This window comes from Hyphomonas oceanitis (assembly GCF_036964545.1).
In the GTDB taxonomy this organism is placed as follows: Bacteria; Pseudomonadota; Alphaproteobacteria; order Caulobacterales; family Hyphomonadaceae; genus Hyphomonas; species Hyphomonas oceanitis.
This window is the reverse complement of the sequence record NZ_JBALTL010000002.1, coordinates 362,386-388,624: the sequence shown is the minus strand read 5'-3', so window position 1 is coordinate 388,624 and position 26,239 is coordinate 362,386. Positions and strand designations below refer to the sequence as shown.

Annotated in this window: 21 protein-coding genes; 14 read left to right on the top strand and 7 right to left on the bottom strand. The window is 63.2% G+C overall.

The genetic code is table 11. The features are described 5' to 3' along the window. Positions 1-6: 6 nt before the first annotated feature. From V7651_RS06810 to V7651_RS06785, 6 genes are all read left to right on the top strand, one after another. Positions 7-1,272, top strand: coding sequence for an efflux RND transporter periplasmic adaptor subunit (locus tag V7651_RS06810; protein ID WP_035536778.1), 1,266 nt, complete (start codon positions 7-9; stop codon positions 1,270-1,272). Beyond that, complete coding sequence (locus V7651_RS06805; RefSeq protein ID WP_335612688.1) at positions 1,269-4,490, top strand: efflux RND transporter permease subunit; 3,222 nt, start codon at positions 1,269-1,271, stop codon at positions 4,488-4,490. The genes V7651_RS06810 and V7651_RS06805 overlap by 4 nt, the downstream gene beginning before the upstream one ends. An 89-nt stretch (positions 4,491-4,579) precedes the next feature. Next, positions 4,580-6,763 (top strand): M13 family metallopeptidase, encoded by a 2,184-nt coding sequence (locus V7651_RS06800; RefSeq protein ID WP_335612687.1) that lies wholly within the window; start codon positions 4,580-4,582, stop codon positions 6,761-6,763. 145 nt (positions 6,764-6,908) lie between these two features. Continuing rightward, a complete protein-coding gene (locus V7651_RS06795) occupies positions 6,909-7,235 on the top strand; it encodes a hypothetical protein (RefSeq protein ID WP_335590891.1) in 327 nt (108 codons plus the stop codon). Between the two features lie 106 nt (positions 7,236-7,341). After that, positions 7,342-7,929: a glutathione peroxidase gene (locus V7651_RS06790; protein ID WP_335612686.1), complete on the top strand. Its 588-nt coding sequence runs from the start codon at positions 7,342-7,344 to the stop codon at positions 7,927-7,929. A 6-nt stretch (positions 7,930-7,935) separates the two neighbouring features. Beyond that, complete coding sequence (locus tag V7651_RS06785) at positions 7,936-8,715, top strand: Stf0 family sulfotransferase (RefSeq protein WP_335612685.1); 780 nt, start codon at positions 7,936-7,938, stop codon at positions 8,713-8,715. Between the two features lie 4 nt (positions 8,716-8,719). Here V7651_RS06785 and V7651_RS06780 read toward each other — a convergent pair whose 3' ends face one another. Together V7651_RS06780 and V7651_RS06775 are read right to left on the bottom strand one after the other, a co-directional pair. After that, positions 8,720-9,121: a globin gene (locus tag V7651_RS06780; protein WP_335612684.1), complete on the bottom strand. Its 402-nt coding sequence runs from the start codon at positions 9,119-9,121 to the stop codon at positions 8,720-8,722. A 147-nt stretch (positions 9,122-9,268) separates the two neighbouring features. After that, positions 9,269-9,607 (bottom strand): hypothetical protein, encoded by a 339-nt coding sequence (locus V7651_RS06775; RefSeq protein ID WP_335612683.1) that lies wholly within the window; start codon positions 9,605-9,607, stop codon positions 9,269-9,271. Between the two features lie 226 nt (positions 9,608-9,833). Between V7651_RS06775 and V7651_RS06770 the strand changes: the two genes are divergently transcribed. Beyond that, entirely contained in the window at positions 9,834-10,802 is a 969-nt protein-coding gene (locus V7651_RS06770; protein ID WP_335612682.1) for a lipase family protein, read from the top strand. Here V7651_RS06770 and V7651_RS06765 read toward each other — a convergent pair. From V7651_RS06765 to V7651_RS06755, 3 genes are all read right to left on the bottom strand, one after another. Beyond that, complete coding sequence (locus V7651_RS06765) at positions 10,781-12,655, bottom strand: winged helix-turn-helix domain-containing tetratricopeptide repeat protein (RefSeq protein WP_335612681.1); 1,875 nt, start codon at positions 12,653-12,655, stop codon at positions 10,781-10,783. The genes V7651_RS06770 and V7651_RS06765 overlap by 22 nt on opposite strands. A 94-nt stretch (positions 12,656-12,749) precedes the next feature. Then, the gene (locus V7651_RS06760) at positions 12,750-13,835 is read right to left on the bottom strand and encodes an alpha/beta fold hydrolase (protein ID WP_335612680.1); all 1,086 of its coding nucleotides are present in this window, start codon (positions 13,833-13,835) and stop codon (positions 12,750-12,752) included. An 82-nt stretch (positions 13,836-13,917) separates the two neighbouring features. Beyond that, positions 13,918-15,204, bottom strand: a complete 1,287-nt coding sequence (locus V7651_RS06755) for an SEL1-like repeat protein (protein ID WP_335612679.1) — start codon at positions 15,202-15,204, stop codon at positions 13,918-13,920. A gap of 143 nt (positions 15,205-15,347) precedes the next feature. Here V7651_RS06755 and V7651_RS06750 point away from each other — a divergent pair, with 143 nt between their 5' ends. The 6 genes from V7651_RS06750 to V7651_RS06725 all read left to right on the top strand — a co-directional run bounded on the left by V7651_RS06750 (position 15,348) and on the right by V7651_RS06725 (position 20,309). Further along, the gene (locus tag V7651_RS06750) at positions 15,348-15,692 is read left to right on the top strand and encodes a hypothetical protein (RefSeq protein ID WP_035542356.1); all 345 of its coding nucleotides are present in this window, start codon (positions 15,348-15,350) and stop codon (positions 15,690-15,692) included. Between the two features lie 231 nt (positions 15,693-15,923). Beyond that, on the top strand, positions 15,924-16,271 hold the full coding sequence (locus tag V7651_RS06745) for a hypothetical protein (protein WP_335612678.1): 348 nt from the start codon (positions 15,924-15,926) through the stop codon (positions 16,269-16,271). A gap of 264 nt (positions 16,272-16,535) precedes the next feature. Continuing rightward, the gene (locus V7651_RS06740; RefSeq protein WP_035537986.1) at positions 16,536-17,306 is read left to right on the top strand and encodes an FkbM family methyltransferase; all 771 of its coding nucleotides are present in this window, start codon (positions 16,536-16,538) and stop codon (positions 17,304-17,306) included. A 67-nt stretch (positions 17,307-17,373) separates the two neighbouring features. Beyond that, complete coding sequence (locus V7651_RS06735) at positions 17,374-18,555, top strand: thiolase family protein (RefSeq protein WP_335612677.1); 1,182 nt, start codon at positions 17,374-17,376, stop codon at positions 18,553-18,555. An 81-nt stretch (positions 18,556-18,636) separates the two neighbouring features. Then, entirely contained in the window at positions 18,637-19,245 is a 609-nt protein-coding gene (locus V7651_RS06730; RefSeq protein WP_335612676.1) for a hypothetical protein, read from the top strand. After that, entirely contained in the window at positions 19,242-20,309 is a 1,068-nt protein-coding gene (locus tag V7651_RS06725; RefSeq protein ID WP_335612675.1) for a DUF2332 domain-containing protein, read from the top strand. Before V7651_RS06730 ends, V7651_RS06725 begins: the two co-directional genes overlap by 4 nt. 4 nt (positions 20,310-20,313) lie before the next feature. On the opposite strand, the gene V7651_RS06720 is transcribed toward V7651_RS06725, so the two are convergent. Further along, positions 20,314-20,808, bottom strand: coding sequence for an Lrp/AsnC family transcriptional regulator (locus V7651_RS06720; protein WP_335590907.1), 495 nt, complete (start codon positions 20,806-20,808; stop codon positions 20,314-20,316). 126 nt (positions 20,809-20,934) lie between these two features. Here V7651_RS06720 and V7651_RS06715 point away from each other — a divergent pair, with 126 nt between their 5' ends. Further along, positions 20,935-24,393: an indolepyruvate ferredoxin oxidoreductase family protein gene (locus tag V7651_RS06715; protein WP_335612674.1), complete on the top strand. Its 3,459-nt coding sequence runs from the start codon at positions 20,935-20,937 to the stop codon at positions 24,391-24,393. Positions 24,394-24,537: 144 nt separating this feature from the next. Here the strand turns inward: V7651_RS06715 and V7651_RS06710 are convergent, their stop codons facing one another. After that, on the bottom strand, positions 24,538-26,130 hold the full coding sequence (locus V7651_RS06710) for a lysine--tRNA ligase (RefSeq protein ID WP_335612673.1): 1,593 nt from the start codon (positions 26,128-26,130) through the stop codon (positions 24,538-24,540). Positions 26,131-26,239 lie beyond the last annotated feature (109 nt).

Genomic DNA, 26,239 nt, shown 5'->3' with positions numbered 1-26,239 from the left:
TCTTTCATGGGCCGCCTTGTATCCATTCTCGCCCCCCTGGGCATCATTCTTGTCGTCGGCATCGGCGGCAGCTTCGTCCTGCACGCCATCAAGCCTGAGCCTGAAAAGGCCGACGAGGCGCGTGCCGGGCTGAACGTGTTCGCCGAGCCCGTGCGCCGCGGTGATCTGCACCTGACCGTCGAGGCCCAGGGCGAAGTGCGTCCGCGCCGCGAGATCGTTGTTTCGCCGCAGATCACGGGCCGCGTCGCCTATGTCTCGCCGGACTTCATCGATGGCGGCTTCATCAAGAAGGGCCAGCTCCTCGTTCGCGTCGAGGCGGCCGATTATGAACTCGGCGTCGTCAGTGCGCGCTCCGGTGTCGCCAGCGCTGAACAGGCGCTCGCCCGCGAGATCGCGGAAGCCGAACTTGCCCAGCAGGACATCAAGGATCTCGGCCTCGACAATGCTTCCCCGCTTGCCCGCCGCGAACCGCAGCTGGCGCAGGCCCGCGCCGCCCTCGATGGGGCCAAGGCCCAGCTGAAGGATGCTGAACTCGCCCTCGACCGGACCGCAGTCTACGCGCCCTTCGATGGCCGCGTGCGTGAGCGCAATGTCGATATCGGGCAGGTCGCAGCGGCTGGCTCGACGCTCGGCCGCATCTTCGCCAATGACGTGGTCGAAGTGTCCCTGCCGCTCGATGATGGCGAGATGGGCCGGCTTGGCCTCCCCCTCGCCTTTGCCGCCACGAAAGATCAGCCCGGCCCGAAAGTCACCTTCACCGCCAATGTTGCCGGCAAGCCGCGCACATGGATCGGCGAAGTTGTCCGCACCGCCGCCGCCGTCAACTCGATGACCCGCCAGATCAACGTGATCGCCGAGCTGAAGGATCCGTATGGCGCTGGCGCCGACGGTGACGCGCCAATGGCGCCGGGCCTCTTCGTCAATGCCACGATCGAAGGCGCAACAATTCCCGACGTGCTGATCGCCCCGCGCGGCGCCCTGCGCGGCGAAGACCAGCTTTTCATCGGCGATGCCAAGCACGGCAAGCTTTCCATCCGCACGGTCGACCTCGTCTTTTCAGATACCGATGGCGCCTACATCCGCTCCGGTGTCAACGCGGGCGAACTGGCCATTGTCAGCCCCGTCCAGGCGGCGTTTGACGGCATGAGCATCACCGTGATGGAGCGTCTCGAGGACGGCACGGTCAAGGTTTACGAGCCTGAAGAAGATGGCAAAGCCGCAACGGCGGCTGCCACGACGGCCACGCAGGGAGCAGAGGGAACTCCGCAATGAACGGTATTGTCTCCTGGTTCGCCCGCAACGCGGTTGCCGCGAACCTCCTGATGATTGTCGCCTTTGTCGGCGGCATTTTTGGTTACACCCGGATGGAACAGGAAATGTTCCCGGTCGTGAACGTTACCGGCGCGTCGGTCATCGTCGCCTGGAACGGCGCCTCGCCGCAGGACATCGAAGACCAGATCGTCACCCGTATCGAGGAGGCTGTTGCCGACCTCAACGGCCTTGACCGTATCACCTCGATTGCCAGCGAAGGCTCCGGTGTGGTCAACATCAAGGGCCGCGACGATGTCGACATGGACATCTTCCTCAAGGACGTCGAGCGCCGGGTCAACCAGATCAACAACCTGCCCCAGGCCGCCTTCCAGCCACAGATCCAGCGCTGGGAACAGCGCGACCAGTACATGGGCTTTGCCATCCACGGAAATGTCGACAGCCGCACGCTGAAACGCGTTGCCGACAAGGTGCGCGACGAGCTGGCCAAACTGCCCGGCGGCGAACTGGCCGAGCTTCAGGGCACACTGGATGAGCAGGTCAGTATCGAAGTCTCCGAACAGGCCCTCCGTCGCTTCGGCCTCAGCTTTTCCGATGTCGCCAATGCCATCCGTCAGTCTTCGCTGAACTCGTCCGGCGGGCGCATCGAATCCTCCATCGGCGACGTCAACATCACTGCGCGCCAGCTGGCCGACACGGCTGACCAGTTCAACAAGATCATTGTCCGCCAGACAACGTCCGAGGGCACGGTCTATGTCTCCGACATTGCCACCGTCATCGACGGCTTCGTCAGCGACAAGCTGAAGGCAACGTTCGATAATGAACCCACCGCCTTCGTCATGATCCCCTCCCCCGACAAGATGGACATCGTCAAATACACTGACGGCTTCAAGAAGTTCGTCGAGGAAGCCAACGACCATTCCAACGGCATCCTGCCACAGGCCGTGCGCATCGACACGCTCTGGGACAACTCGGTCGAGTTCAAGGCGCGTATGGACCTGATCACCCAGTCGGCGCTGTCCGGCGCCGTGCTGGTCATGCTCGTCCTCATCCTCTTCCTGCGCCCCGTCGTCGCGCTCTGGGTCACGATGGGCATCTTCACCGCTTTTGCCGGCGGCATCATGCTGCTGCCCTACTTTGGCGTCTCGTGGAACATCCTCTCCACCTTTGCCGTGCTCCTCGTGATCGGGGTCATCGTGGATGACGCGATCGTGGTCGGTGAGAACATACACAGGGAAGTCGAGAGCGGTCGGCAGGAGGGCCTCAACGCAGCCATTATCGGCACCCAGCTGGTGCTCAAGCCGATCATCTTCGGCGTCCTGACCACGATCATCGCTTTCCTGCCCTGGGCTTTCATCTCCGGCCCAACGCGCATGTTCACGCAGCAGATCACCTTCGTCGTGGTCGCGGCCCTGATCTTCTCGATCATCGAGTGCATGCTGATCCTGCCAGCCCACCTGTCACACATGAAGAAGCAGGAATTCGATGGCCCGGCCGGCGGCTTCCTCAAGCTGCAGCGCCGCATCGCCGACAGCCTGCTCTGGTTCGCCAACCATCTCTACAAGCCCGTGCTCGAACTGGCCCTGCGCTTTCGCTATGCCACCGTGGCCTTCTTCTTCTGTCTCTTTGGCCTCGCCTTCCAGATGCAGATGACCGGCATCGTGCCCTTCCAGTTCATGCCGGAAATCGAGGCTGACCTCATCCAGGTCAATATCGAGATGCCTGAAGGCACGCCCTATGAGCGCCTGCTCCAGGTGCGCGACCAGCTCCAGGTCGGCATTGACACCCTCACAGAAGAAACCGGCAAGGAATATCCCGACATCGAAGGCGGTCTGATCACGCAGGCCTCCGTCGTCGCCTCCGGCGCTTTCGTGCGGGCATGGGTCGGCCTCGCCGCGCCCGAGAACCGCCCGGTCACCCTGCGCTCGCGCGATATCTCAGAGCGCTTGCGTGACGCTGTCGGCCCGGTCCAGGATGCTCAGGAAGTCGGTTTCGAATTCACCTTCAACGATGATGACAGCGGGGTGCGTTTCGCCCTCAACCATCCGGATCTTGCCCGCCTGCGCGCCGCGTCTGCTGACGTGAAGGCCCACCTCGCCACCTATTCCAGCGCCTATGATATCGGTGACAACCTCTCCTCCTCCGCCGAGGAGATCCGCATCACGATGAAGCCCGGCGCCGAGACGCTCGGTGTCACGCTCGCCAGCGTATCCCAGCAATTGCGCCAGGCCTATTTCGGCGAAGAAGTTCAGCGCCTCCCGCGTGACGGGGAAGACGTGCGTGTCATGGTCCGCCTGCCGATAAGCGCGCGCTCTGATCTCGACAGCCTCAACAATCTCAAGGTGCGCACAGCCGATGGCCGGGAGATCCCTGTCACCCAGGTCGCCGATTTCGAATATGCCCCCGGGATCAACCGCATCGTGCGGCGCAACCGCACCCGCTCGGTCGCCGTCTATGCCGAGGTCAAAGGCGAAGGCGAACGCAGCCGCATCATGGCCGACATGGAAAAGAATTTCTGGCCTGAATTCCAGCAACGCTTCCCCGAAGTCCAGCGCGGCGAGGCTGGCGGCTTCGAGGAAGAGCAGAAATTCTTCAGCGAGATCGGCCGTCTCGTCGTCATGGCCATCGGCGCCATGTACATCCTGCTCGCGGTGGCCTTCCGGTCCTATTCCCAGCCCATCCTCCTGATGATGGCCCTGCCCTTTGCCTATTGCGGCGCCATTTTCGGCCTCGCGATCTTCAACACGCCCATGGCCATGTTCGCTTTCTTCGGCATCGCGGCGGCGGCGGGGGTCGTCATCAACGACAACCTTGTGCTGATTGATTACGTGAACCGGCGGCGCGACGAAGGCGCGGGCGCCATCCAGTCGCTCGTCGACGCAGGCGTCTCCCGCTTCCGTCCGATCCTGCTCACATCCGTCACCACTTTTGTCGGCATCCTGCCGCTGCTGGCGGTGCGCTCGACACAGGCCCAGTTCCTCAAGCCGATGATCGTGTCGCTCGCCTGCGCCGTGGCCTTCGCCCTCTTTGTCTCGCTGCTGATGGTGCCCGCCATGTATGCCGTTGGTGTCGAAATCGGCCGCATCTTCCGCTGGACATGGGGCGGCAAACCCTTCCGCCAGATCGGCGAAACCTATTCCGGCGAAGTAACTATCGACGAGGACGAACTCATCGGCACCAGCAGGGATGATGCAGTTGGCCCCCTTGCCCCCGCCGAATAATGGCGTGATTTAACCCGGATGCGCCCCTCCCCTACCGCGCTTTTGTGGCACGGGCTGTGGACGCATCCGATCAATCTGGAGAGACCTTCATGAAACATCTGATGCTGGGCGCAGCCGCGATCGCGCTCCTTACCGCCTGTGGCCAGGCCAAGGACACCGCGCCCGCCGAACCCGTCGCCACCGAAACGCCTGCCCCCGTCGCCAATGCCGACGGCAAGTATGAAACCGACGAAGGCCTTGAGCTGACCGTGCCCGACACGTGGGGCAAATGGGGCGTCAATCTCGACAATGTGAAATCCGACGTGAAGCCGGGCAATGACTTCTTCGCCTACGTCAACGGCAAGTGGCTCGACAGTTTCGTCATCCCCGCCGACAAGACGCGCTACGGCTCCTTCACCCTGCTCGGCGAGAAATCCGAACAGCGCGTGCGCAAGATCATTGAGGAACTCGCCGCTGCGCAGCCGGACCCGTCGACGCTCGAAGGCAAGGTCGCGACCATCTATAACGCCTACATGGACACCGACGCCATCGAAGCAAAAGGCCTCGTCCCCGCAGAGCCCTACCTCGAACGCATCAAGGCCATCACAACCCGTGAAGACCTGGCCAGGACCTTTGCCGCCAATGGCTTCACCACGCCGGTCGCAGGCTGGGTCGATGTCGATTCCAAACAGACCGACCAGTACATCTTCTATGTCACGCAGGCCGGTCTCGGCATGGGCGACCGCGACTATTACCTCGTCGACAATGACCACAACAAGGAATTGCTCGCCGCCTACAAGACCATGCTCTCCACCCTCCTGGCGCGCGCGGGCTATGACGATCCGGATGCGGCCGCCGACAAGGTGATCGCGCTCGAGACAGAACTGGCAAAAGCACACTGGGACCGCGCTGCGGGCCGCAACCGCAACCTCACCTACAACAAGATGTCGAAAGAAGACCTCATCAAGCTGGCCGGCAAGTTCCCCGCCGCCGCCATGATTGACGGGCTCGGCCTTGGCGACCAGACAGAGTTCGTCGTCCGCCAGGTCACGCCGACAGCCGAAGAGATCAAGGATAACGGCCTTGAGGGCGACGAGCTTGCCAAGGTTTCCGGCGGCGGCATTGCCGGCCTGTTCAAGGTCATGGAAGATGCGCCGCTTGATCAGTGGAAGGCCTATCTCGCCGCCCACCTCCTGATCGACACATCGGATGTCCTGCCAGCCGATATCGACAACACCGTGTTCGATTTCTACGGCAAGACGCTGAACGGTCTCGAAGAACAGCGCGAGCGCTGGAAGCGCGCCGTGGATACGGTCGAGAACTCTGTCGGTGAAGCCGTCGGCAAGGTCTATGCCGAGCGCTACTTCCCGGCCGAGAACAAGGCCGCGATGGACAAGCTCGTCTCCAACCTGCGCGCCGCCCTCTCCCAGAATCTCGAAGGCATCGACTGGATGGGCGCCGAGACAAAGGCCGAGGCCGAAACCAAGCTGACCCAGTTCACGCCCAAGATCGGCTATCCGGAAAAATTCGAGACCTATGACAGCCTTGTCGTCAGCGACGACGCTTTCGCCAACCACATGGCCGTCGGAGCATGGCAGTACCAGGACATGATCTCCGATCTCGGCAAGCCGATCGACAAGACGGAATGGGGCATGCTGCCCCAGACGGTGAACGCCTATTATTCGCCGAACCGCAACGAGATCGTCTTTCCGGCCGCCATCCTGCAGCCGCCTTTCTTTAATCTCGCCGCTGACCCGGCCGTAAACTATGGTGCCATCGGCGCCGTGATCGGCCACGAAATGGGTCACGGATTTGACGACCAGGGTGCCAAGTCAGACGGTACCGGCCTGCTGCGCGACTGGTGGACGGCCGAGGACGAAGCCAATTTCAAGGCCAAGACCCAGGCCCTCGTCGCGCAGTACAATGCGTTCTGCCCCTATGACGACGGCGAGACCTGCGTCAACGGCGCCCTGACACTCGGCGAGAACATTGGCGACCTTGGCGGCCTCTCAATGGCCTACAAGGCCTACCATCTCAGCCTGAATGGCAAGGAAGACAAGGTGATCGACGGTCTCACCGGCGACCAGCGCTTCTTCATGGCCTATGCCCAGGTCTGGCGTTCCAAGAACCGCGAAGAGGCCCTGCGCCGCCAGATGCTGACCGATCCGCACTCCCCGCCGGAGTACCGGGTCAACGGTATCGTCCGCAATTTCGACGCATGGTACGATGCGTTTGATGTTCAGCCAGGTGACGCGCTCTATTTGCCGCCTGAACAGCGCATCCACATCTGGTAACCTTCGGTTACTGCAGTGAAAACGACAGAAAGCGGCGCATTTTGGCGCCGTTTTTTTTCGCTCTGTTAAGGCCTTGGCGTGATACTTGCTCAGAACGGGGCCTATGGGTCCATGTGACCCAGAAATAGAAGAGTGAGTTAACGCCATGGCCCTGATGACCCGAAAGTTCGGTCAGAAGAAATCCGCAGCCGCTGCCCCTGCCAGCCGGATTGCGCAGGCCGTGTCCACCAATCATGCAACGCCGCGCCCCGTGCGCGGCACCGCCTACCGGGAAGCCTCAGTCGTCTTCGAATCGGGCTATTCGCTCCGCTGCATCGTGCTGGACTACAGCAAGACCGGCGTGCGCCTGCGCTTCCCCACGAACGAAGTCCTGCCCCCGCGCCTCATCGTCAACGCTGCCGCCGTCGGTGTGTCCGGCCCGGCCCGCGTCATCTGGCAGCACAATTCCGAAGTCGGCCTCGAACTGATCTGACCTGATCGGCGCCATTTCCGCCCTCACACGAAAAAATGTTCGCTCGCGGGGGTGACGCCGCCCCCAGTCCGTCTACTTGTATGCGAACAGATTCAAGGAGCCGCCCATGTCCATCCTGCGCCCTGCCCTCCCGCTCGCCCTTGCCGCCCTGCTCGCCTCTGCCGTCTCGGCCGAGCCCATGGCCGCACAAGACCATTCCGCCCACCAGATGGAGCCCGCCATGACCGCCACAGAATTCACCTCCATCGACGGCAAGCCGCTCGACCTCGCCACTCTCGGCGCGAAGGCCGTCCTCGTCGTCAACACGGCCTCGAAGTGTGGCTACACACCCCAATATGCCGGTCTCGAAGAGCTTTATAAGGCCTACAAGGACAAGGGCCTCGTCATCGTCGGCGTGCCCTCGAACGATTTCGGCGGCCAGGAGCCCGGCACCGAAGCCGAGGTGAAAACCTTCTGCCAGATCAATTATGGCGTCACCTTCCCGCTGACCAGGAAATACAAGGTCACCGGCGCCGAAGAACACCCCTTCTATGTCCACGCGGTCGAAACGCTCGGTGACGCGGCCCAGCCCAAATGGAACTTCCACAAAGTGCTGACCAATGCCTCCGGCATGCCGATCAAGGCCTACCCCTCCGCCACCAAGCCCGCCGACGCCGAACTCGTCGCCGACATTGAAGCCGCCCTCAAGGGGTAGCGAGGTATGACGGATACGCCCTCCCCGACTCCGTCCGCATCCCCGCCTTCCTGGATCCTCTGCGCCACGCCCCGTACAGGCAGCACGCTCCTGTGCAGCCTGCTCGAGTCCACGGGCGTCGCCGGCCATCCGCAATCCTGGTTCCGCAGGCAAGACATGGGCCGCATGGCACATGAATGGGGCGTCACGCCGTCTCCTGACGCGCAAGTGCCCTTCGCCGCCTATCTCGAAGCGGCCAACCGTGCAGGGCGCACCGCCAATCGCGTCTTCGCCGCCCGCATCATGTGGGGCACAATGGACGAACTCACGGCCAATCTCGCCGAGGTCTATCCCGAATACGCCGGCGATACCGCCGCCTTGCTCGCCCGCAGCTTCGGCCCGGTCCGTTTCATCCATCTCCAGCGCGAGGATGTCGTGGCACAGGCCGCCTCCTGGATGCGCGCCGAACAGACGCAGCTCTGGCATTACCGGCGCGGCGAGCCCGTGCCGCTGCGTGCCACGCCGCGCTATCATTTCGGCAAGCTGAAGGATTTCGTCCACACCATTGATGCCCACAATGCCGCATGGGACGCCTGGTTCGCCAAGGCTGGCATCACACCGCTACGCGTCTGCTACGAAACGCTCGACGAAGATCCGGCGGGCACAGCGGCCGATCTCCTCGCCGCCCTCGGCATAACCCTGCCGCCCGGCCAGAGCCTCGAGTCCCCCACACTCCGTCAGGCCGATGCGCTCAACCGCGAATGGGTCGCCCGCTTCCATTCCGACGCCGCCGCGCGCACCGGCTAAGCCCTCAGGCCTCCGCGCCAATCGCCGCCAGCTCAGCCAGCAGCGCGGTCCATTCCGCATCCACTTGCCCCGTCCAGTCATCCGCCATGATCTCGCGGAAAACGTCGCGCATGGCCACGAACATCAGGTCCACCTCGGCGGGCGTCAATCCGTACCCGTCATGGATCATCCGCGCCGCCTCGATCAGCAGGCGCGGCGTCTCGCTCTGCCCCTCGGCCACGCCGATCATGCAATTGAGGCTCGTCTCCAGCATGCTGCCGCGCACGCCCCCATCCGTATCCATCACGAACAGCGGCTCGAACTTCGCGTCCAGCGCATAGAGCCGCGCAAAAATCCGCCCCTTCGGATCCGCGCACCGCTCCGAAACCGTCTCAAGCGTGGACGTGATAATGGCGGAATTGATCATGCAGCATCTCCTGCGCGGTCGTCGCCGCAGCCACAGGCAGCTTAAACTAGGCGCGTGCCTGTGTCTTCACAACAGAACAAGCAGAAACGAGGGCGTCCATGCGGACGCCCCACCTCTAATATGAGGGCAAGCATATAGGCCTGATGCCTATTTCAGGCTGGCCATGACGCTCCCGGCCTGCGGGTCGGTGCGGACGCTGTGCAGGCTTATCAGGCTCGGATTCTTCGTGGCGGCCACCGCATTGGACAGGAGTTCAGCCTGGCAGGCGCGCTCATATTTCGCCTTTACACCCAGGTCGACCACACTGCGCTTGCCCACCCGGCAGGCCTTGCGGGCCTGGCGCTCAAAAGAAGTGTAGGTCGCTTCCGGAGAGAGGTCCGGATTGTAGGTGAATGCGGCTTCGAAGCTTGGGTCGGCGCTGGCGGCGCCAGCCGTGACGAAGCCAAGCGCAGCTGCGGCGAGGATTGCTTTGAACGTGGTGGACATTGGGTTTCTCCTTCGGGATCTGCATGTCTCTGATGCAGCGCTCCGGCTGCCTCACCATTCATCACGGCATGGGCCGCGTGATCCCGATGGACGCCCGATTTCGATCTGAGGAATTTCTGAGGAAGCCTGTTTCAAGCAGGATGTATCCGTCCGCTGATCAGGTTTGACTTGCCACCCGGCCGGGCGACGCCGATGATCCCGTCACAGAACGCAGCGGAGGCAGGCCATGGCCGTCTATAATCTGGAAACGGCACAGACCCAGTTGACCCTCGCAGCGATTGCGAATGCCGCTGTCGGACAAAAGATGAGCGTGGTGAAACCCGCCATCGAAGCCGAGCTTGCCAAGACAGCCTATGCCACGCGGGGCGAATGGTCGCTTGTCTGGGGGCCGGTGGTCGGCACCGTCGACCAGAACATGCTCTACGTGGCGCGCCAAAAGGCTACCGGTTTTCTGTCTGTCGTCCTGCGCGGCACGATCTATACGGTCGACAGTTTCTGGGAGGATGTTCCCAAGAGCCAGTCGCCCTGTCCCTACACGCAAGGGACCGAGACGGCCGTGTCGTCCGACTTCCTCGAAGCGGTCAACGGAATGCTGGGCGTTGCCGACGATATTTCCGGCCTCACCCTGCCAGCCTTTCTGAGCGCTGCAGCCAGCGCGGCACACGGCTTCAACCTGTTCGTCACCGGCCACAGTCAGGGCGCGGCCCTCGTTCAGATTCTCTATGCCTGGGCCCTGCAACAGGCGCCGACATGGTCCAATTCCGGCGGGACCAGCATAATCGCCTATGCGTCAGCGCCGCCCTCGCCGGGTGACCCTGCCTTCGCCGCCTGGATCGCAGCAACCCGCGCGTCATTCCAGATCATCAATCCGCTCGATACCATTCCCTATTGGTATGGCCGGATCGACCAGCTGATCCCCGACAAGGTCCCCGAGGCGCTGCCCGACACGATCGAAGGCGCTCTTATCCGCGATGGGACACGGCTCTGGGCTGACCAGGCCCGGGCCGCCGGCGCGTGGCAACAGGCCGAAACGCTCGTGCGCCTTGGATCAGTCCAGCTTCCGTCAACCATCGGCTTTGTCGATCAGGCCAAAAATCAGCACACACACAATTCATATCTTTATCTCATGGGTGCGCCGCAAACCGATATCGGTCCTGCCTCTTTGCTGCCGGCCTACGGCTCGCCGACCGGCTGACCGCATGCGAACCGCCCGTCGGTTCCGTCAGTGCCAGGCAATGGTGCGCAGCCCGCCGGCCAGCCGAACTCGCGCCACACCGCTGCCAGCCCGCGCGATTCTGCAAAGGCCGGAAAGCCTGTATGGCTGCGGAACGCGCGCGCCCAGCTGTAATCGCCCCACATGGCAACAGACGCGACGCTCTTGATGGCATAGGCATCGCCCCACTGGGCCATCAGTTCCTCCACCATGCCGAGATTGGCAACCGCGGTGAAAGTCGAGGCCGAGGGCTCATAATCCTTTGCGCCCATCTGCATCGACAGCACCTGCCGCATCATGTCGCCATCAGGCCGGCTGTCATGAAAAACGGCGCGGGCGAACATTTCCCAGATCGGACGGCCCTGCGTACCGCCCTCCATTTGCGCGCCGATCTCGTCGAACAGCGTCAGGTGCTGGCGCTCGGCCTCGTCGCGGTCACCTTGCGCAAAGGCGTTCCAGGCAAGCACTTCCCGCGCCAGGCGGTCACCCAGCTTGATGGCGTGCCGTGCATGGCGTTCCGCCACCTCGTATTGCCGCATGTTCTGGCGCACCAGCGCCAGCGTATGCCACGCGAACGCGTCCAGAGGATCAAGCTCAAGCGCGCCCTCGAGCAGCCGTGCCGCCTCTTCATGATAGCCGAAGCAGGCGGCATAATGGCCGACGCTGAACATGATGCCGGAATTCTGCGGCGCAAGCTGCAGGGCCGTCTTGGCCATCCGGAACGCCGTCAGCGCTTCGCCCTCGAAATAGCGGATATTTGCTGACCAGATGATTGTTTCGGGCGCGGAGGGGGCAATGTCCATCGCCCGCTCAACCGCTGCCCTGGAGGCTTCAAACATGGATTTCAGCGTTCGGTCCCGGTGATAGGCCGAGGCAAAATTGTTCAGGGTGGCAATCTCGATCCAGGCCGCCACGAAGTCAGGGTCAATCTCGACCGCCTCTCTCAGCATCGCTTCGGCGCGAGCGAATGTCGCTTCATCCTGATTGAGGCGATAGCTCGCCCGGGCCCGCAACAGGAGGTCATAAGCCTCGAAACTGATTGTCAGGCGCGGCGCCAGACGGGCCTGATCAGACGGATGAAGCAGCATGTTGAACTCGCGTGCCACGACTTGGGCAATCCGGTCCTGAAGATCGAAAATATCCGTCAGCTGCGCGTCAAAGGTTTCCGACCATTGATGAAACCCGTCTGCTGAACGTATCAGCTGGGTCGTTACCCGAACCCGCGTGCCGTGTTTGCGCACAGAGCCTTCAAGCACGAATTCGACATTCAGCGCCGCCCCGATGGCGCGTATGTCCCGCGTCTGTTCCCTGAAAGCGAACGAGGACGTTCGCCCGGCCACTTTAAGTCCCTCGACATGCACCAGCGCATTGATGATTTCCTCGGCGACCCCGTCGGCGAAATAGGCCTGGTCGCCCGTATCGCTCAGATCGGCAAAGGCCAGGACCGCAACCGACGGCGCCGCCGCTGGCGCATCCTTTCCGGGTGCAGGCCCATCGGGCACGACACGCCCTTCAAGGCGGTAGCCCAGCGTCGGAACAGTCACCACAGCGACGTCCTTTTCGCAGACAGCCAGCAGGGCCTTGCGCAGCAGCGACACAGCACGCGTCAGCACTTCCTCGCCGCTTGGGCTGCCCGGCCAGACACGCTCGAACAGTTCATCGCGCCGCCACAGCCCGCCCGGCCGCTCGGCCAGCGCCAACAGCACGGCCATCACCTTGGGCTCAAGCACCGTTTGCCCGCGCGGGGACGTCAGCCGCAACGCGCGCGGCTCGACCTTCGCGTCATGCAACTGGAAATCATTGAGCGTAAGGAAAGAGTCGAACACGCCTGCCATTTCGCTTCGCCTCCCCCTATTCCGGTAGCTCCCGTCCTTTATGCGGCCACTCCCTGCGCAGCGATAGCCCCCCGGACGCCCCGCCTGATCACCCTTACGGATTATCGGCCAGGAATGTCTCCAACTCATCCTTCCAGAACACCGGCCAGGTATGCGTGCCGTGGCCGCGTGTCTCTTCGCTGGCCGGCACCAGCACAAAGCGCGCATTCGGCATCTCGGCCGCCTTCGCTTCCGGGTCGCCAAGGCCCGGCGGGTTGATGAAATCATCCGCCGAATTGATCCACAGCACCGGCACAGTGATCTCGGAAAGGCGCGGCGCCGGATTGTAATTCCGCGACGCGTCGAACTGGTAGATCGTGTCGTTCGGGTCTGCCGGGTGGGCCGTAAACCGCTCCAGCGCGGCGTGCAGCTGGTCCACCGCCGCCTCCCGCGTCGGCGCCTCGGCCTGCATCCGGTACGGGTTCGATCCGGCAAGGATCAGCGCATTGGCCCAGATGGTGACGCCCCGCTTCAGGTCGCCCGCCTCGGCATAGTCCCCGCCCGCATAGGCCGGGTCCTGCTCGAAGCCGTCAATGATCATCTGCCGGAACATGCGGTTGCGCCCGGCAATCTCGATCACGTTGCAGGCCAGCGGCACCAGCCGCCGCGCAAAGCCGGGATGCTCCTCCCCCCATACAAAGCCCTGCATGCAGCCCATCGACGTGCCGACAATCATCTCCAGACCCTGCACATCCAGGCCCTCGGTCAGCATCCGGTACTCGGCTTCAACCATGTCGTCATAATCATAGCGCGGGAACGCCGCGCGCAGCCCGTCGCTCGGCTTGGAACTGTCGCCATGGCCCAGATTGTCGGGCGAGATCACGTAATAGCGCGCAAGGTCCAGCGGCTGGCCCGGCCCGAACAATTCATCCCCGAACGAGGGCCGCAGCAGCGACAGCCCGCTGCCCCCCGTCCCATGCAACAGCATCACCGCGTTGGATATATGCCCATCCGCGTCCCGCTGCGGCGTGCCGAGCGTATAATAAGTCATGGTGATCGCAGGCAGCATCTCGCCCGTGCCGAAGCTGAAATCGGCCAGTTCGACCGAATGCTTCTCCGCCCGCGCCTGCCAGTCCTCAGCCCCCGCCTGCCCCACGCCGAACAGGGCCGCAATCAGCGTAAGCGCGCACAAAATCCGCATGACGGGTTTCCTTTTTATCTGCTGCGATATGCAGCCAAAGGTAACCCGCTCGCGAGGGATGGCAACAGGTGCCCCCCCCAGATCAATTCCGGCACACCGCCGCGCTGGCATTGCTGCCGGCCATCTCGCAATGGGCCGTGCGGTATTTGTCGCGCACCTGGGCGGCGGCATCCCCTGCGCCGAACGTCCTTGTGGACGGTGTCGAAGGCGACGAAGCCCGCGTCGTGGGCATTGAGGAGCCATACAGCTCCTTCCAGCGCGCATCGGCGGCACCGGCCGAGTTCGTCCCTGTGCCGAACGTGCCTTCCAGCCCCGTGCCACGGGCCGCCATTTCCGCATCGGCGATCCGGCGCACCTCGCCGGACGAGAACCACGAGGCGACCACATAAAGGTCCTGCGTGTTCACCTTCGACATGGCGCCTGCATTGCTGGCCGCGCGCACCGCGGCCTCAACCTGGTTGGCAGAGCCCATCTGATAGATCGCGGTATTGACCGCCTCGCCATAGCGCCCGGCATTGATCAGGCCATTGATCGTGGCGGCGCGCTCGGCTTCAGCCGCCTCATAGTCCGCCTTCGCCGTCAGATACGCGCGGAACGACTTGGCTTCGGCGCAGGTCTGCTCCATACCCAGCTGGCAGGCCTTCTCATAGGCCACTGTCCCCAGCTCAAGCTCATTGATCATATAATAGACGCGCGCGAGGTTGTTGCAGCTCTCCGCAATGTCGGAGTCGCAATTGACTTCGGAATATTCCAGAGACTTTTCCGCATCGAACAGCGCCGATGACGGATCGCCAAACAGGGTCTCCGACACAACGCACGCCGACAGGTTGCCCTTCTCGCACCCCATCTCGCCAATGATGGCGGCCTTGGAGATGTCGGCCATCTCCGGATACTTGCCGCCATAGCCGTCCTGCGCCGCCCGCGCGCCCCAGCCGCACGCCCACATGGACCCCGTCTTGCACCCCTGAATCAGGACATCGACCACCTTGCCTGTGTCCGCCATCGGATTGTCTTGCGCTGTCAGGTATCCGACGGTCGATTCACACCCCTTGTCATCGCCGCGCATGCAACCGGTTTCCAGGATATGCATCCCCGCTTCAAGGTTCGGCTCGAGATCGCCAGCGCCGTCCAGAATGTACAGACCGGCCGTGGTGCAGCCCTGCGGCATGCCCCGGTCGCAGGCGCGCAGGAAGAACGGGATCGCCGCATTCATGCTGGCCTCAACGCCAGTGCCTTCTGCATAGGCCGTCCCTGTCTCGAAACACGCCTTGCGGTCGCCGGCCGCGCAGTCCGGCTCGGACGGAACTTCGGCTGACGACAGACCGGCAAGACAAAACCCGACGAGGCCTGCGAAAAACATCCTGCGCATGGCGCACTCCTGTAAAGAATCCACGTGATTGCGCACTTTGCTACACCAAAGAAAAATGCCCCGCATCACCCCTCGGGGGTAAGACACGCCTCCGGGCAGCCCCGATAAGCAGCAGACATTTCATCTGCCAAAGGGTCTCCAAAATGAACATCAAATTCCTCGTCCCCACCGTCGCCGCACTCGGCCTGCTCACCTCTGTTTCCGGTTGCACCACCGCCGTCGGCGCGGCCGGCTCCGCGCTCGCCGGATCAGCCGCCAGCGGCGCGCTCGCCAGCGGCGGCAACAAGGCCCGCTTCTCGCGCCAGTCCTGTGAAGAACTGGAAAAGGAAGTCGCCGGCGCCCAGCGCTCGATGATGAACCCGATGAACATTCCCTTCGCCCGGTCCTACATCAAGGACGTGAAGGAAGTCGCCGCCGAAAAGGAATGCGCCTTCGTTGCGACAGACGAAACAGAAGTCGCCGAGACAGACGCGACAGCCACCGAATAGGCCTTCTTCCCCATCCTCCCCTGCAACGCGGGGGAGGTGGCGCGGGCCGCCCGGCCCGTGACGGAGGGGGAAACCGCCAGCCCGCGCAAGCCTCCCCCTCCGACCCCTTCGGGGCCACCTCCCCCGCTGGGCGGGGGAGGATAAGCCCTCTCCGCCCCCTTCCCCCAATCCGCACACCACATTCCGCCCATCTTCTCCCCGCCCCGGCCCCACGCGCCTATACTCGCCGCCATGACACGCGCTGAAATCTCTGCCCTGCTTGCCTGCTTTGCCATCTGGATGCGGCCATTCGTGTGGGTACAGCTGATGCTCCTCAAGCGCGCCCAGATGCGCCATCGCCGCGAACTGATGATCCATGTCTGCTATGCCACGGGCCGCCTCCGCATCGTCTACATCGCCGATGCGCCGCAGCAGCCTTCCGGCTGGCAATGCCCCGTCCCCGCCGTCACGGCGCTGGACAGGCTGGCCCTCGCGCCGCCTGCGCCCGCATGCACATATGTTCGTTCAACCCTCGGGCTGTTAGCGCGTATCATGGCGACAGCCAGCTGGACGAAACAGATAAACCCCGCACCTCCCTAAACGCTCATCCTGAGCGAAGTCGAAGGACGAGCGTGGGCGAATCCAGCCCTCCCCCGGGCTCGTCCTTCGACTTCGCTCAGGATGAGCCCTTCCATTATTCTATGCGCCCCCGCCGCGCCTTCCCCCGAAGGCTGCGGACACCCGTGTTCTGCATAAAATATTGCAGAGCCTTCCTACCATTATTTCACGAAATCCGATGCAATTTTTGATTGCTAGCGTGATCTTTGAGCGACATGGTGGCGCAAATCACTTTTCAGGCGCCCCATGATCACTCCGTCCAACGCGCTCCTTCTCGGCTATCGCAAGACGGCGCTGGAAAAACTTTTCAAGGCAACCTTCATGCGCTCGCGCGCTGAAATGAATGACGGCGCCTGCGAGCTGGGCATGCTGCAATGCCTGATCCCGCCGGGCAGCACCACGATCGATATCGGCGCCAATGTGGGCGATTTCTCGCGTCGCCTGTCCCAGCTTTCAAAAGGTGGCCTCGTCATTGCGGTCGAGCCGCAATCCATGCCGCGCTCCGTGCTCACCATGGCGGGCTTTTTCAAGAAAGCGTCCAATATCCTCGTCGTGCCGGTCGCCCTCGGCGATACGCACGGCCTGGCGGTGCTCTCGGTGCCGATCAAGGCCAAGGGCAATGTCGGCATTGGCCTCGCTCATATCGGCGATGCGGCAGATTTCGCCGGGCGGTTCGACGTCAAGAAGGAGCTGGTCAGCCTCACCACGCTTGATGCCCTGATGGCGCGCATCGTCGCAGGGCCTGTCTCCTTCATCAAGATCGACGTGGAAGGCGGCGAACTGGCCGTCCTGCGTGGCGCGGCGGCCACGATAGATGCCTATCGCCCGTCCATCCTGTGCGAGATCGACGACCGCGAAGCCCGTTTCGGCGCCACGCGCACCGAACTCGTCACTTTCCTGACGGACAGGGACTATATTCCGCGCCGGATTTCCGATCTGGCCGAGCTTGCGCCGGACCAAATCGAAAAGAACACGGTTTTCGTGCCACGAGAGACCGTGATCCCCGCCCGGTCTTGACGACCGCCGCGTCAGGGCGCCTATACGTTCGCAACTGCAAGAAAATGCGTACTGGAAGGAACCCTGAATGTCTGAACAAGATCCCGTCGTCATCGTTGGTATGGCCCGCACTCCAATGGGCGGCCTGCTGGGCGACCTCGCCAGCTTCTCCGCAAACGAGCTCGGCGCCATCGCGGTGAAAGCCGCTGTTGCCGAAGCCAAGCTCCAGCCGGGCGAAGCAAACGAAATCATCATGGGCAACTGCCTTCCCGCCGGCCAGGGCCAGGCCCCTGCCCGTCAGGCCGGTTTCAAGGCCGGTGAAGACAAGGGCCTCGAAGCCGTCACGATCAACAAGATGTGCGGCTCCGGCATGCAGGCCACCGTCATGGGCCGTCAGGCCATCCTCTCAGGCGACGCCAATATCGTCATCGTCGGCGGCATGGAATCCATGACCAATGCGCCCCACCTGCTGAACGTCCGCAAGGGCCACAAATATGGCGCGATGACCTCCGAGGACCATATGGCCCTCGACGGCCTCTCCGATGCCTACAGCCAGGGCCCGATGGGCCTCTTCGCTGACAAGATCGCTGGCGAATACCAGTTCACCCGCGAGCAGCAGGACGCCTACGCCCTCGAAACGCTCAACCGCGCCCAGAACGCCACCAAGAACGGCAAGTTCAAGCGCGAGATCGCACCGGTCACCGTGAAGGGCCGCAAGGGCGACACGATAGTCGATAGCGACGAGCTGCCCCGCACCGCCATGCCGGACAAGATCCCGACCCTGAAGCCCGCCTTCTCGAAAGACGGCACGGTCACGGCGGCCAACGCTTCGGGCATTTCCGACGGCGCCGCAGCCATGGTGCTGATGCGCGAATCCGAAGCCAAGAAGCGCGGCCTCACGCCAATCGCCAAGATCGTCGCTTCGTCCAGCCACGCCCACGAGCCTGAATACTTCACCACCGCGCCTGTGCCGGCCATGAAGAAGGCCCTCGCAAAAGCTGGCTGGAGCATCGAGGATGTCGATCTCTGGGAAGTCAACGAAGCCTTCGCGGTCGTGCCGATGATCGCCATGAAGGAACTCGGCATCAGCCATGACAAGCTGAACGTGAACGGCGGCGCCTGCGCCATGGGCCACCCGATCGGTGCCTCCGGCGCCCGCGTCATCATCACGCTGCTCGCCGCGATGGAAGATCGCGGCGTCAAGAAGGGCATGGCTTCGCTCTGCATTGGCGGCGGCGAAGGTATCGCCATGGCTGTCGAGCGCTACTAGTCCACACCGGCCTCTTGGCCATCTGGAAGCCCGGGCCGTGCCAACGCACAGCCCGGGCTTTTTCATATCAGGGGGAAACACATGCCACTGCAGAACCGCGTCGACCCGTTCGGCCAGCTCCACGCCGTGCCTGACAGGGGCGCCTTCATGGGCAATCGCGGCGGCTGTTTCCACCGGCCTGACCAGACGCTGAAACCGCGCCACTGGGCGACGCGCCAATGGATCATCTGCCAGCTTGAGTTCAAGGGCCGCAAACGCCCTCTCATGCAGCCCGGTCTCTATACCGAGCTTTTCTTCCTCGACGAGGCCACCGCCCTCGCCGCAGGCCATCGCCCGTGCTTCGAATGCCGCCGCAACGCCGCCAAGGCCTTCCGCGATGCCACCGGCCTCGCCGCCCCCGTCCGCGTCGGTGATCTGGACGCCCGCATTGCCGGCGAAATCCAGTCCGTCCTGAAGGGCGAGACAGCCCGCGAGTCCATCTCGCCTGCCAGCCTCCCCGATGGCGCCTTCTTTGCCGTCGGAGACACAGCCTATCTGAAGCAAGGCACCCATGCCCGCCCATGGTCCTTCAGCGGCTATGGCGCCCCGGCTGCCCTACCCGCCAGCGCCCAGCGCCTGACACCCGCCACCACCTGCGCCGCCCTCGCCAATGGCTACCGCCCCGCCCTTCACGCCTCGGCCGCCGCATGATGCCGGACCGGATCGTCTCCCATTTTCACGAACAGGCCGGATGGTGCCGCGATCTCGGCTCGCCCTTCACGGCCCAGCTCCTGATTGCCCTCGCAAGGGACTTCAAAGCCACCGGGATTACCCATGAACTGGTCTCGGAATGGTCCGGGAACCCCCGCAGGGATGCCCTTGGACTCCGCCTTGTGGGCGCCCTCCACCATGCCGCGCTCAATGGCTCGGCCCCCTCCCTCTCCGCTATCTATCCTGCGGAAAACCCCGGTTGGACCATGGCAACGGTCTGGCCCGTCGTGGAAGCCTATCTGAAGACGCAGGGCGATACGGTTCTCGCCTTTCTCCAGTCCGCGCCGCAGACCAATGAGACGCGCCGCTGCATCGCCCTCCTGCCCGGTTTCCTTGATCTCGCCGCCCGGCATGATAGGCCGATGGACCTGCTCGAACTCGGCGCCAGCGCGGGCCTCAACCAGAACTGGGACCATTACGCCTATCGGACAGCCAACTGGCAGCGCCCCGGCCCGTCAGACGTCGTCATATCAACAGAATGGACCGGCCCGGCGCCCGCGCACCTCAGCGCCTCTCCCACCATCCGCAGCCGCGCCGCCTGCGACCTGAACCCGCTCGACATTACGGACGACGCAGAGGCCCTGCAGCTCAAATCCTATGTCTGGGCCGACCAGCCTGCCCGCCTCGCCCGGCTCGATGGTGCCATCGCCCTCGCCCGCAAAACTGGCCTCAGGGTCGACAAGGCCGACGCCGCCGACTGGCTGGAAACACAGCTCAGCCAACGCCGCCCGGACGGGCTGACGGTCATCTATCACTCGGTCTTCCTGATCTATCCGCCGCAGGAAACCCGCGAGCGTATCCGCGCCCTCATCGAAACCGCCGGCGCCGCCGCCACGCCCGAAGCGCCCCTCGCCTGGCTCTGCTTCGAACCCGAACCCCTATTCGGCGGCGAACCCGCCTCCGGCATGATGCGCACACGGTTGCAGACATGGCCCGGCGGCGCGGCGCGCTTCCTCAACCAATCCGACGGACATGTAACATCTGTTAGAGTGCTGGACGCCTGACGTCTCAGGAGGATTTCAGCTTGTCGCCCACAAGGCCCAGCGGCAGCGCGGTTGTGCGCTTCGACACGCGGACAACAATGCGCGATTGCACATCCGAAACGAGCGCTGAGCCGAGCAATTTGTCACGGAGGAAATTATCATAGGCGTGCATGTCCGTCGTCACGACATGGATCATGTAATCGACCGCGCCTGTCACCGTCATGCACTCGATCACTTCGGACCAATCCTGCACGATGGATTCGAACGCCTCGAGATTTGCCCGGCTCGGCAGCGCGAGTTTGACGCTGGCCATCACTTCGAAATTGAGGCCAAGCGCGAAATTATCCAGCAGCGTGACGCGCCCCGTAATGAAACCCGCTTCTTCCATGCGCTTGATACGGCGCCAGCAGGGCGAAGACGAAAGTCCCACGCGATCCGCTATCTCTGCAACTGACAGGCTCGCGTCGCGTTGGATGATATCAAGGATGCGTGCGTCGATCGTGTCTAGGTCTTGGGCCAATTTGCTGCGTACTCCAGAGTTTGAGGCATAATATGCCCCTAACTAACAGGAACGGCGCAAGATAGGCAAGCAATTTCACTAAAATTGCCCAATAATATACCCAATAGATATTCAGGGATGAAATCCATGAAACACCGTGAAGTCACGCTGGACGACAAATACGAGCTTGTCGAGGGCAACGCTTTCATGACGGGCATTCAGGCGCTCGTGCGCCTGCCGCTTGACCGCAAACGCCTCGATATTGGCAGTGGCCACAATACGGCCGGCTTCATCTCGGGTTATCGCGGTTCGCCGCTCGGCGGCTATGACCAGCAATTGCGGGCGGTCCAGCCCTTGCTCGACAGCCACAACATCCAGTTCTGGGAAGGCCTCAACGAGGATCTCGGTGCCACGGCTGTCTGGGGCAGCCAGCAGCTCGGCCTCTTCCCCGGCGCGCGCTATGACGGCCTCTTCGGCATCTGGTACGGCAAGGCCCCCGGCGTCGACCGCACGGGCGACGTGTTCAAGCACGCCAATGCCGCCGGCACTTCGGCCCTTGGCGGCGTGCTCGCCATCATCGGCGACGACCATAATTGCAAATCCTCGACCCTGCCCTCGCAGTCCGAATTCGCCATGGCGGATGCCGAGATTCCGGTGCTCAATCCCGCCTCGATCCAGGACGTGCTCGACTATGGCATCCATGGCTGGAACATGAGCCGCTATAGCGGCGCCTGGACTGGCCTCGTCGCCCTCGCCGACACGATGGATTCAGGCTCTGTCGTCAATGTCAGCCTCGACCGCTTTGCCTTTGCAGAGCCCGGCTTCCACATGCCCGAGGCGGGCGTCCACATGCGGCGCGGCGACACGCCGCTCGACAAGGAAGCGCGCCTGCGCCACTTCAAGCTGCCCGCCGCGCAGGCCTATGTGCGCGCCAACCGGCTTGACCATGTTGTCATCCCCTCCCCCAAGCCGCGCATCGGCGTCATCGTCACAGGACAGGCCGCCCGCGACGTGTTCGAGGCGCTCGCCGCCATCGGCCTTTCGCCCGAAGAAGCTGGCCGTCTCGGCCTCACGGTCTACAAGGTCGCCATGCCCTGGCCGCTTGAGCCGGAAGGCGTGCGCGAGTTCTGCGCGGGCCTCGAGCGTGTCGTCGTCATCGAACACAAGCGCCCCCTGATCGAAGAACAGCTGAAGGCTGCGCTTTACGACCTCCCGGATTCCCAACGCCCCCGGATCGAAGGCAAGCGCGCAGCGAATGGCGAGCCGCTCCTCTCGGACGTCGCCTCCATCTCCATCCCGGAAATGGCGCACGCCCTGATGAAGATCATTCCCACAGGCTGGGACACGGCCCGCGCCGATGCCTATTTCGACCGCGTGGGCCGCGCTGGCGAAGCCGCACGCGGCAATGCCTCGGAAACCGTCCGCAGTCCGCACTTCTGCTCCGGCTGCCCCCACAACACATCCACAACCGTGCCCGAAGGCTCACGCGCCCTTGCCGGTATCGGCTGCCATTACATGGCGAACTTCATGCCTGACCGGAAGACGGACATGACAAGCCAGATGGGCGGCGAAGGCATCGCCTGGGTCGGCCAGCATTGGGCGACTGATGAAGATCATGTCTTCGTCAATCTGGGCGACGGCACCTATTCGCATTCCGGCAGCCTCGCCATCCGCGCCGCCGTCACCTCCGGCGCCAAGATGACCTACAAGATCCTCTACAATGACGCGGTTGCCATGACCGGCGGCCAGCATGTCGAGTCCGGCCAGACACCCGCCCAGATCGCCCAGCAGGTCGAAGCCGAAGGCGTGAAAACCATCGTCATCGTCACCGAAGACCCGACCCGCTATGCAGGCGTCAAAAACCTGCCCCGCAGCGTGAAGATCTTCGACCGCGAAGACCTTGAAGACGTGCAGGTCATGCTGCGCGCCACGCCCGGCGTCTCGGTCATGATCTATGACCAGATGTGCGCCACCGAGAAACGCCGCCGCTCCAAGCGCGGCATCATCGCGCCCGACCGCGTGCGCGTGATCATCAATACCGAAGTCTGCGAAGGCTGCGGCGACTGCTCGATCAAGTCCAACTGTCTCTCCGTGGAGCCTGTCGAGACCGAGCTTGGCCGCAAGCGCCGCATCAACCAGTCCTCCTGCAATACAGACCTCTCCTGCCTCACCGGCTTCTGCCCGAGCTTCGTCACCGTCAAGGATGGCGAACCGGCATGGACCGGCGAAGTGCGCCGTGAGTTCGATGCCTCGAACCTTCCCCTCCCCGAGACGCCGAGCCTCGCTGCGCCCTGGAACGTGCTGTTCACCGGCGTCGGCGGCACGGGCGTCACCACGGTGGCTGCCGTGCTCGCCATGGCCGCGCATGTTGACGGCAATGCCGCCTCCTCGCTCGACATGACGGGCCTTGCCCAGAAAGGCGGCCCGGTCCTCTCGCACATCCGTTTTGCGCGTGAGCCGGAAGACATCTCCACAGGCCGCGTACCGCCTGCCAGCGCCGATCTCATCATCGCCTGCGACCTTGTCGTGGCGGCGGGCGGCGACGCCCTCCTGCTGATGGATCCGACCCGCACGGCGGCCTATGCCAACTCTGATGTCACGCCGACCAGCGAGTTCATCCGTAACCGCTCGAAGCGTTTCGAAAGCGACCTGCTGGCAGGCCGCGTGAAGCGGCAGGCGCGTGACTTCGGCGCCTTTGATGCCGAAGCGCTCGCCGTCGGCTACCTCCACGACGCAATCTACACGAATATGATAATGGTCGGTTACAGCTGGCAGAAAGGCGCCGTGCCCGTCTCGCTGCGCGGGCTTTATCGCGCGATCCGCCTCAACGGCACCAAGGTCGACGACAATATGGCCGCGTTCAATATCGGCCGCATCGCCGCTGCCGCGCCTGAGCGCCTCGCCCAGCAACACGACCCGCGTGGCCACCTTGAGCCGAAGACGCTGGACGAGCTGATCGACGACCGCGCCACGCGTCTGACGGCCTATCAGAATGCCGCCTATGCGCAGGCCTATCGCGATGCCGTCACGCGCGTGCGCAGTGCTGAAGAGGCCGCAGGCCTCGGTGACAAGCTCACCCGCGCCGCAGCAACCTATGCCTACAAGCTGATGGCCTACAAGGACGAGTACGAAGTTGCCCGCCTCTATACGGATGGCTCATTCGCGGCCCAGCTCGCCAGCCAGTTCAAGGGCGGCAAGCTGCGCTTCTGGCTCGCCCCGCCGATCATGTCCAAAAAGGACAGCCACGGCCACCTGAAGAAAAAACATTTCGGCGGCTGGATGATGCTCGGCTTCAAACTGCTGACGAAGTTCAAAGGCCTGCGCGAAACGCCGTTCGACCTGTTCGGACGCACCGAGGAACGCAAGATGGAACGCGCCCTGCGCGACACTTATCTCGAAACGCTGGAAACGCTCGCCTCAGGCCTCACGGCCAAGAACCACGCCGTCGCGGTCGCCATCGCCGAAGTGCCGGACGAAATCCGCGGCTATGGCCATGTGAAGGAAGCCGCCGTGGCCGTCGCCAGCGAGACCGAAGCCGCCCTCTGGAAAGGCTGGCCGACAGGCGACATGCCGAAAGCAAAAACGACGCTGATCGCGGCGGAGTAGCCGGAAGGGCCCTCACCTCCCACTGCCTTTGGCAGCGGGTCCCTCCTCTCCCAGAGGGAGAGGGGTTAAGTGGTTCTTCCGGTCAAACCCCTCTCCCTCTGGGAGAGGAGGGGCCCATCGCAAAGCGATGGGAGGTGAGGGAACCTAATCCCGCGCCAAAGCCTCATCAATCAGACGGGCCGTCTCTTCCACACCGTACAGCGCGGCGAAGCTGCCGAAGCGCGGCCCCTGCTCCTGTCCGAGCAGCACTTCATAGAGCGCCTTGAACCATTCGCGCAGGTTCTCGAATGCATGGTCCTTGCCGACGGCAAAGGTCATAGTCTGCAGGTTCTCTGAGTTCGGCTCTTCATCGAAGGCCTTGAGGCGCGCTGACAGATCCACCATTGCGGCGCGTTCCTGATCGGTCGGCGCACGGAACACTTTCGCCGGCAACACGAAGTCGCGGTAGTAGCGCATCGCATAGCCTGCGAGGCTGTCGAGCAGCGGGTGCGTCTCGGCCGAGGCTTCCGGCGCATAGCGCGAGATGAAGCCCCAGAGCTGGCTCTTGTCTTCAGGGTTGGCCACGGCGACGAGGTTCAGCAGGAGCGCGAAGCTGACGGGCATATCGGCCTTTGGCGGATTGCCGGAATGGATGTGCCAGACCGGGTTTTCCAGCTGGCGGGCTGGTTCCTCGTCCGGGTATTTCTCGAGGAAGGTCAGATATTCATCGACCGTCTTCGGGATCACATCGAAATAGAGCTTCTTGGCCACGCGCGGCTTCTGGAACTGGAACAGCGAGAGGCTCTCGTCCGGCGCATAGGCGCGCCACTCTTCAACCGAGATGCCGTTGCCCTTGGACTTGGAAATCTTCTCGCCCTTCTCGTCCAGGAACAGCTCGTAGACATATTGCTCCGGCGGGCGGTGGCCGAGGATTTTGGCGATGCGCGAATAGATCGGCGCATTGGCCTGGTGGTCCTTGCCGAACATTTCGAAGTCGACGCCCAGCGCGGCCCAGCGCATGCCGAAATCGGGCTTCCACTGCATCTTCACGCGGCCGCCCGTTACAGGCAGCGTCACGTCCGTGCCGTCTTCATCTTCAAACGTGATCTCGCCCTTTTCGGCGTCGACATGCTTCATCGGCACATAGAGCACCCGGCCCGTGCTGGGCGAGATCGGCAGGAAGGGCGAATAGGTCGCCTGACGTTCCGCGCCGAGTGTCGGCAGCATGACGGCCATGATCTCGTCGTACTTCTCGGCTGCGCGCAGCAGCATCGGATCGAACCGGCCGGACTTGTAGCATTCGGTCGCCGAGATGAACTCATACTGGAACCCAAACTGGTCCAGGAAGGCGCAAAGACGGGCATTCATGTGCGCGCCATAGGACTCATGCGTGCCGAACGGGTCCGGCACAGAGGTCAGCGGCTGCTGCAGGTAGGGCTCAAGGCTTTCGGGGTTCGGCACGGTCGGCGGCACCTTGCGCATGCCGTCCATGTCGTCGGAAATACAGATCAGGCGCGTCGGAATCTGGCCGCCCGTCAGCACTTCAAAGGCGTGGCGAACCATGGTCGTGCGGACCACTTCCCCGAACGTACCGATATGCGGCAGGCCCGAGGGGCCATAGCCTGTCTCAAATACGACCGGGTCATCGGCCTTGCGTTGGCCCGCCTTGACCTGATCATCGACCCGCTTCTTCAGCGCGCGCGCCAGTTCAAACGGCCAGGCCTTGGCAGATTGGGCGAGCATGGAGAGGTCGGTCATGAGAAGCGTCAGTCATTGTTGATTGTTACGGCTGGCCGGAGGTAAAGGCCCCACGCCACAGCGTCAAGCAAACGCGCGCTGATGTGCTGGATATGCCTATAGGGCTGGA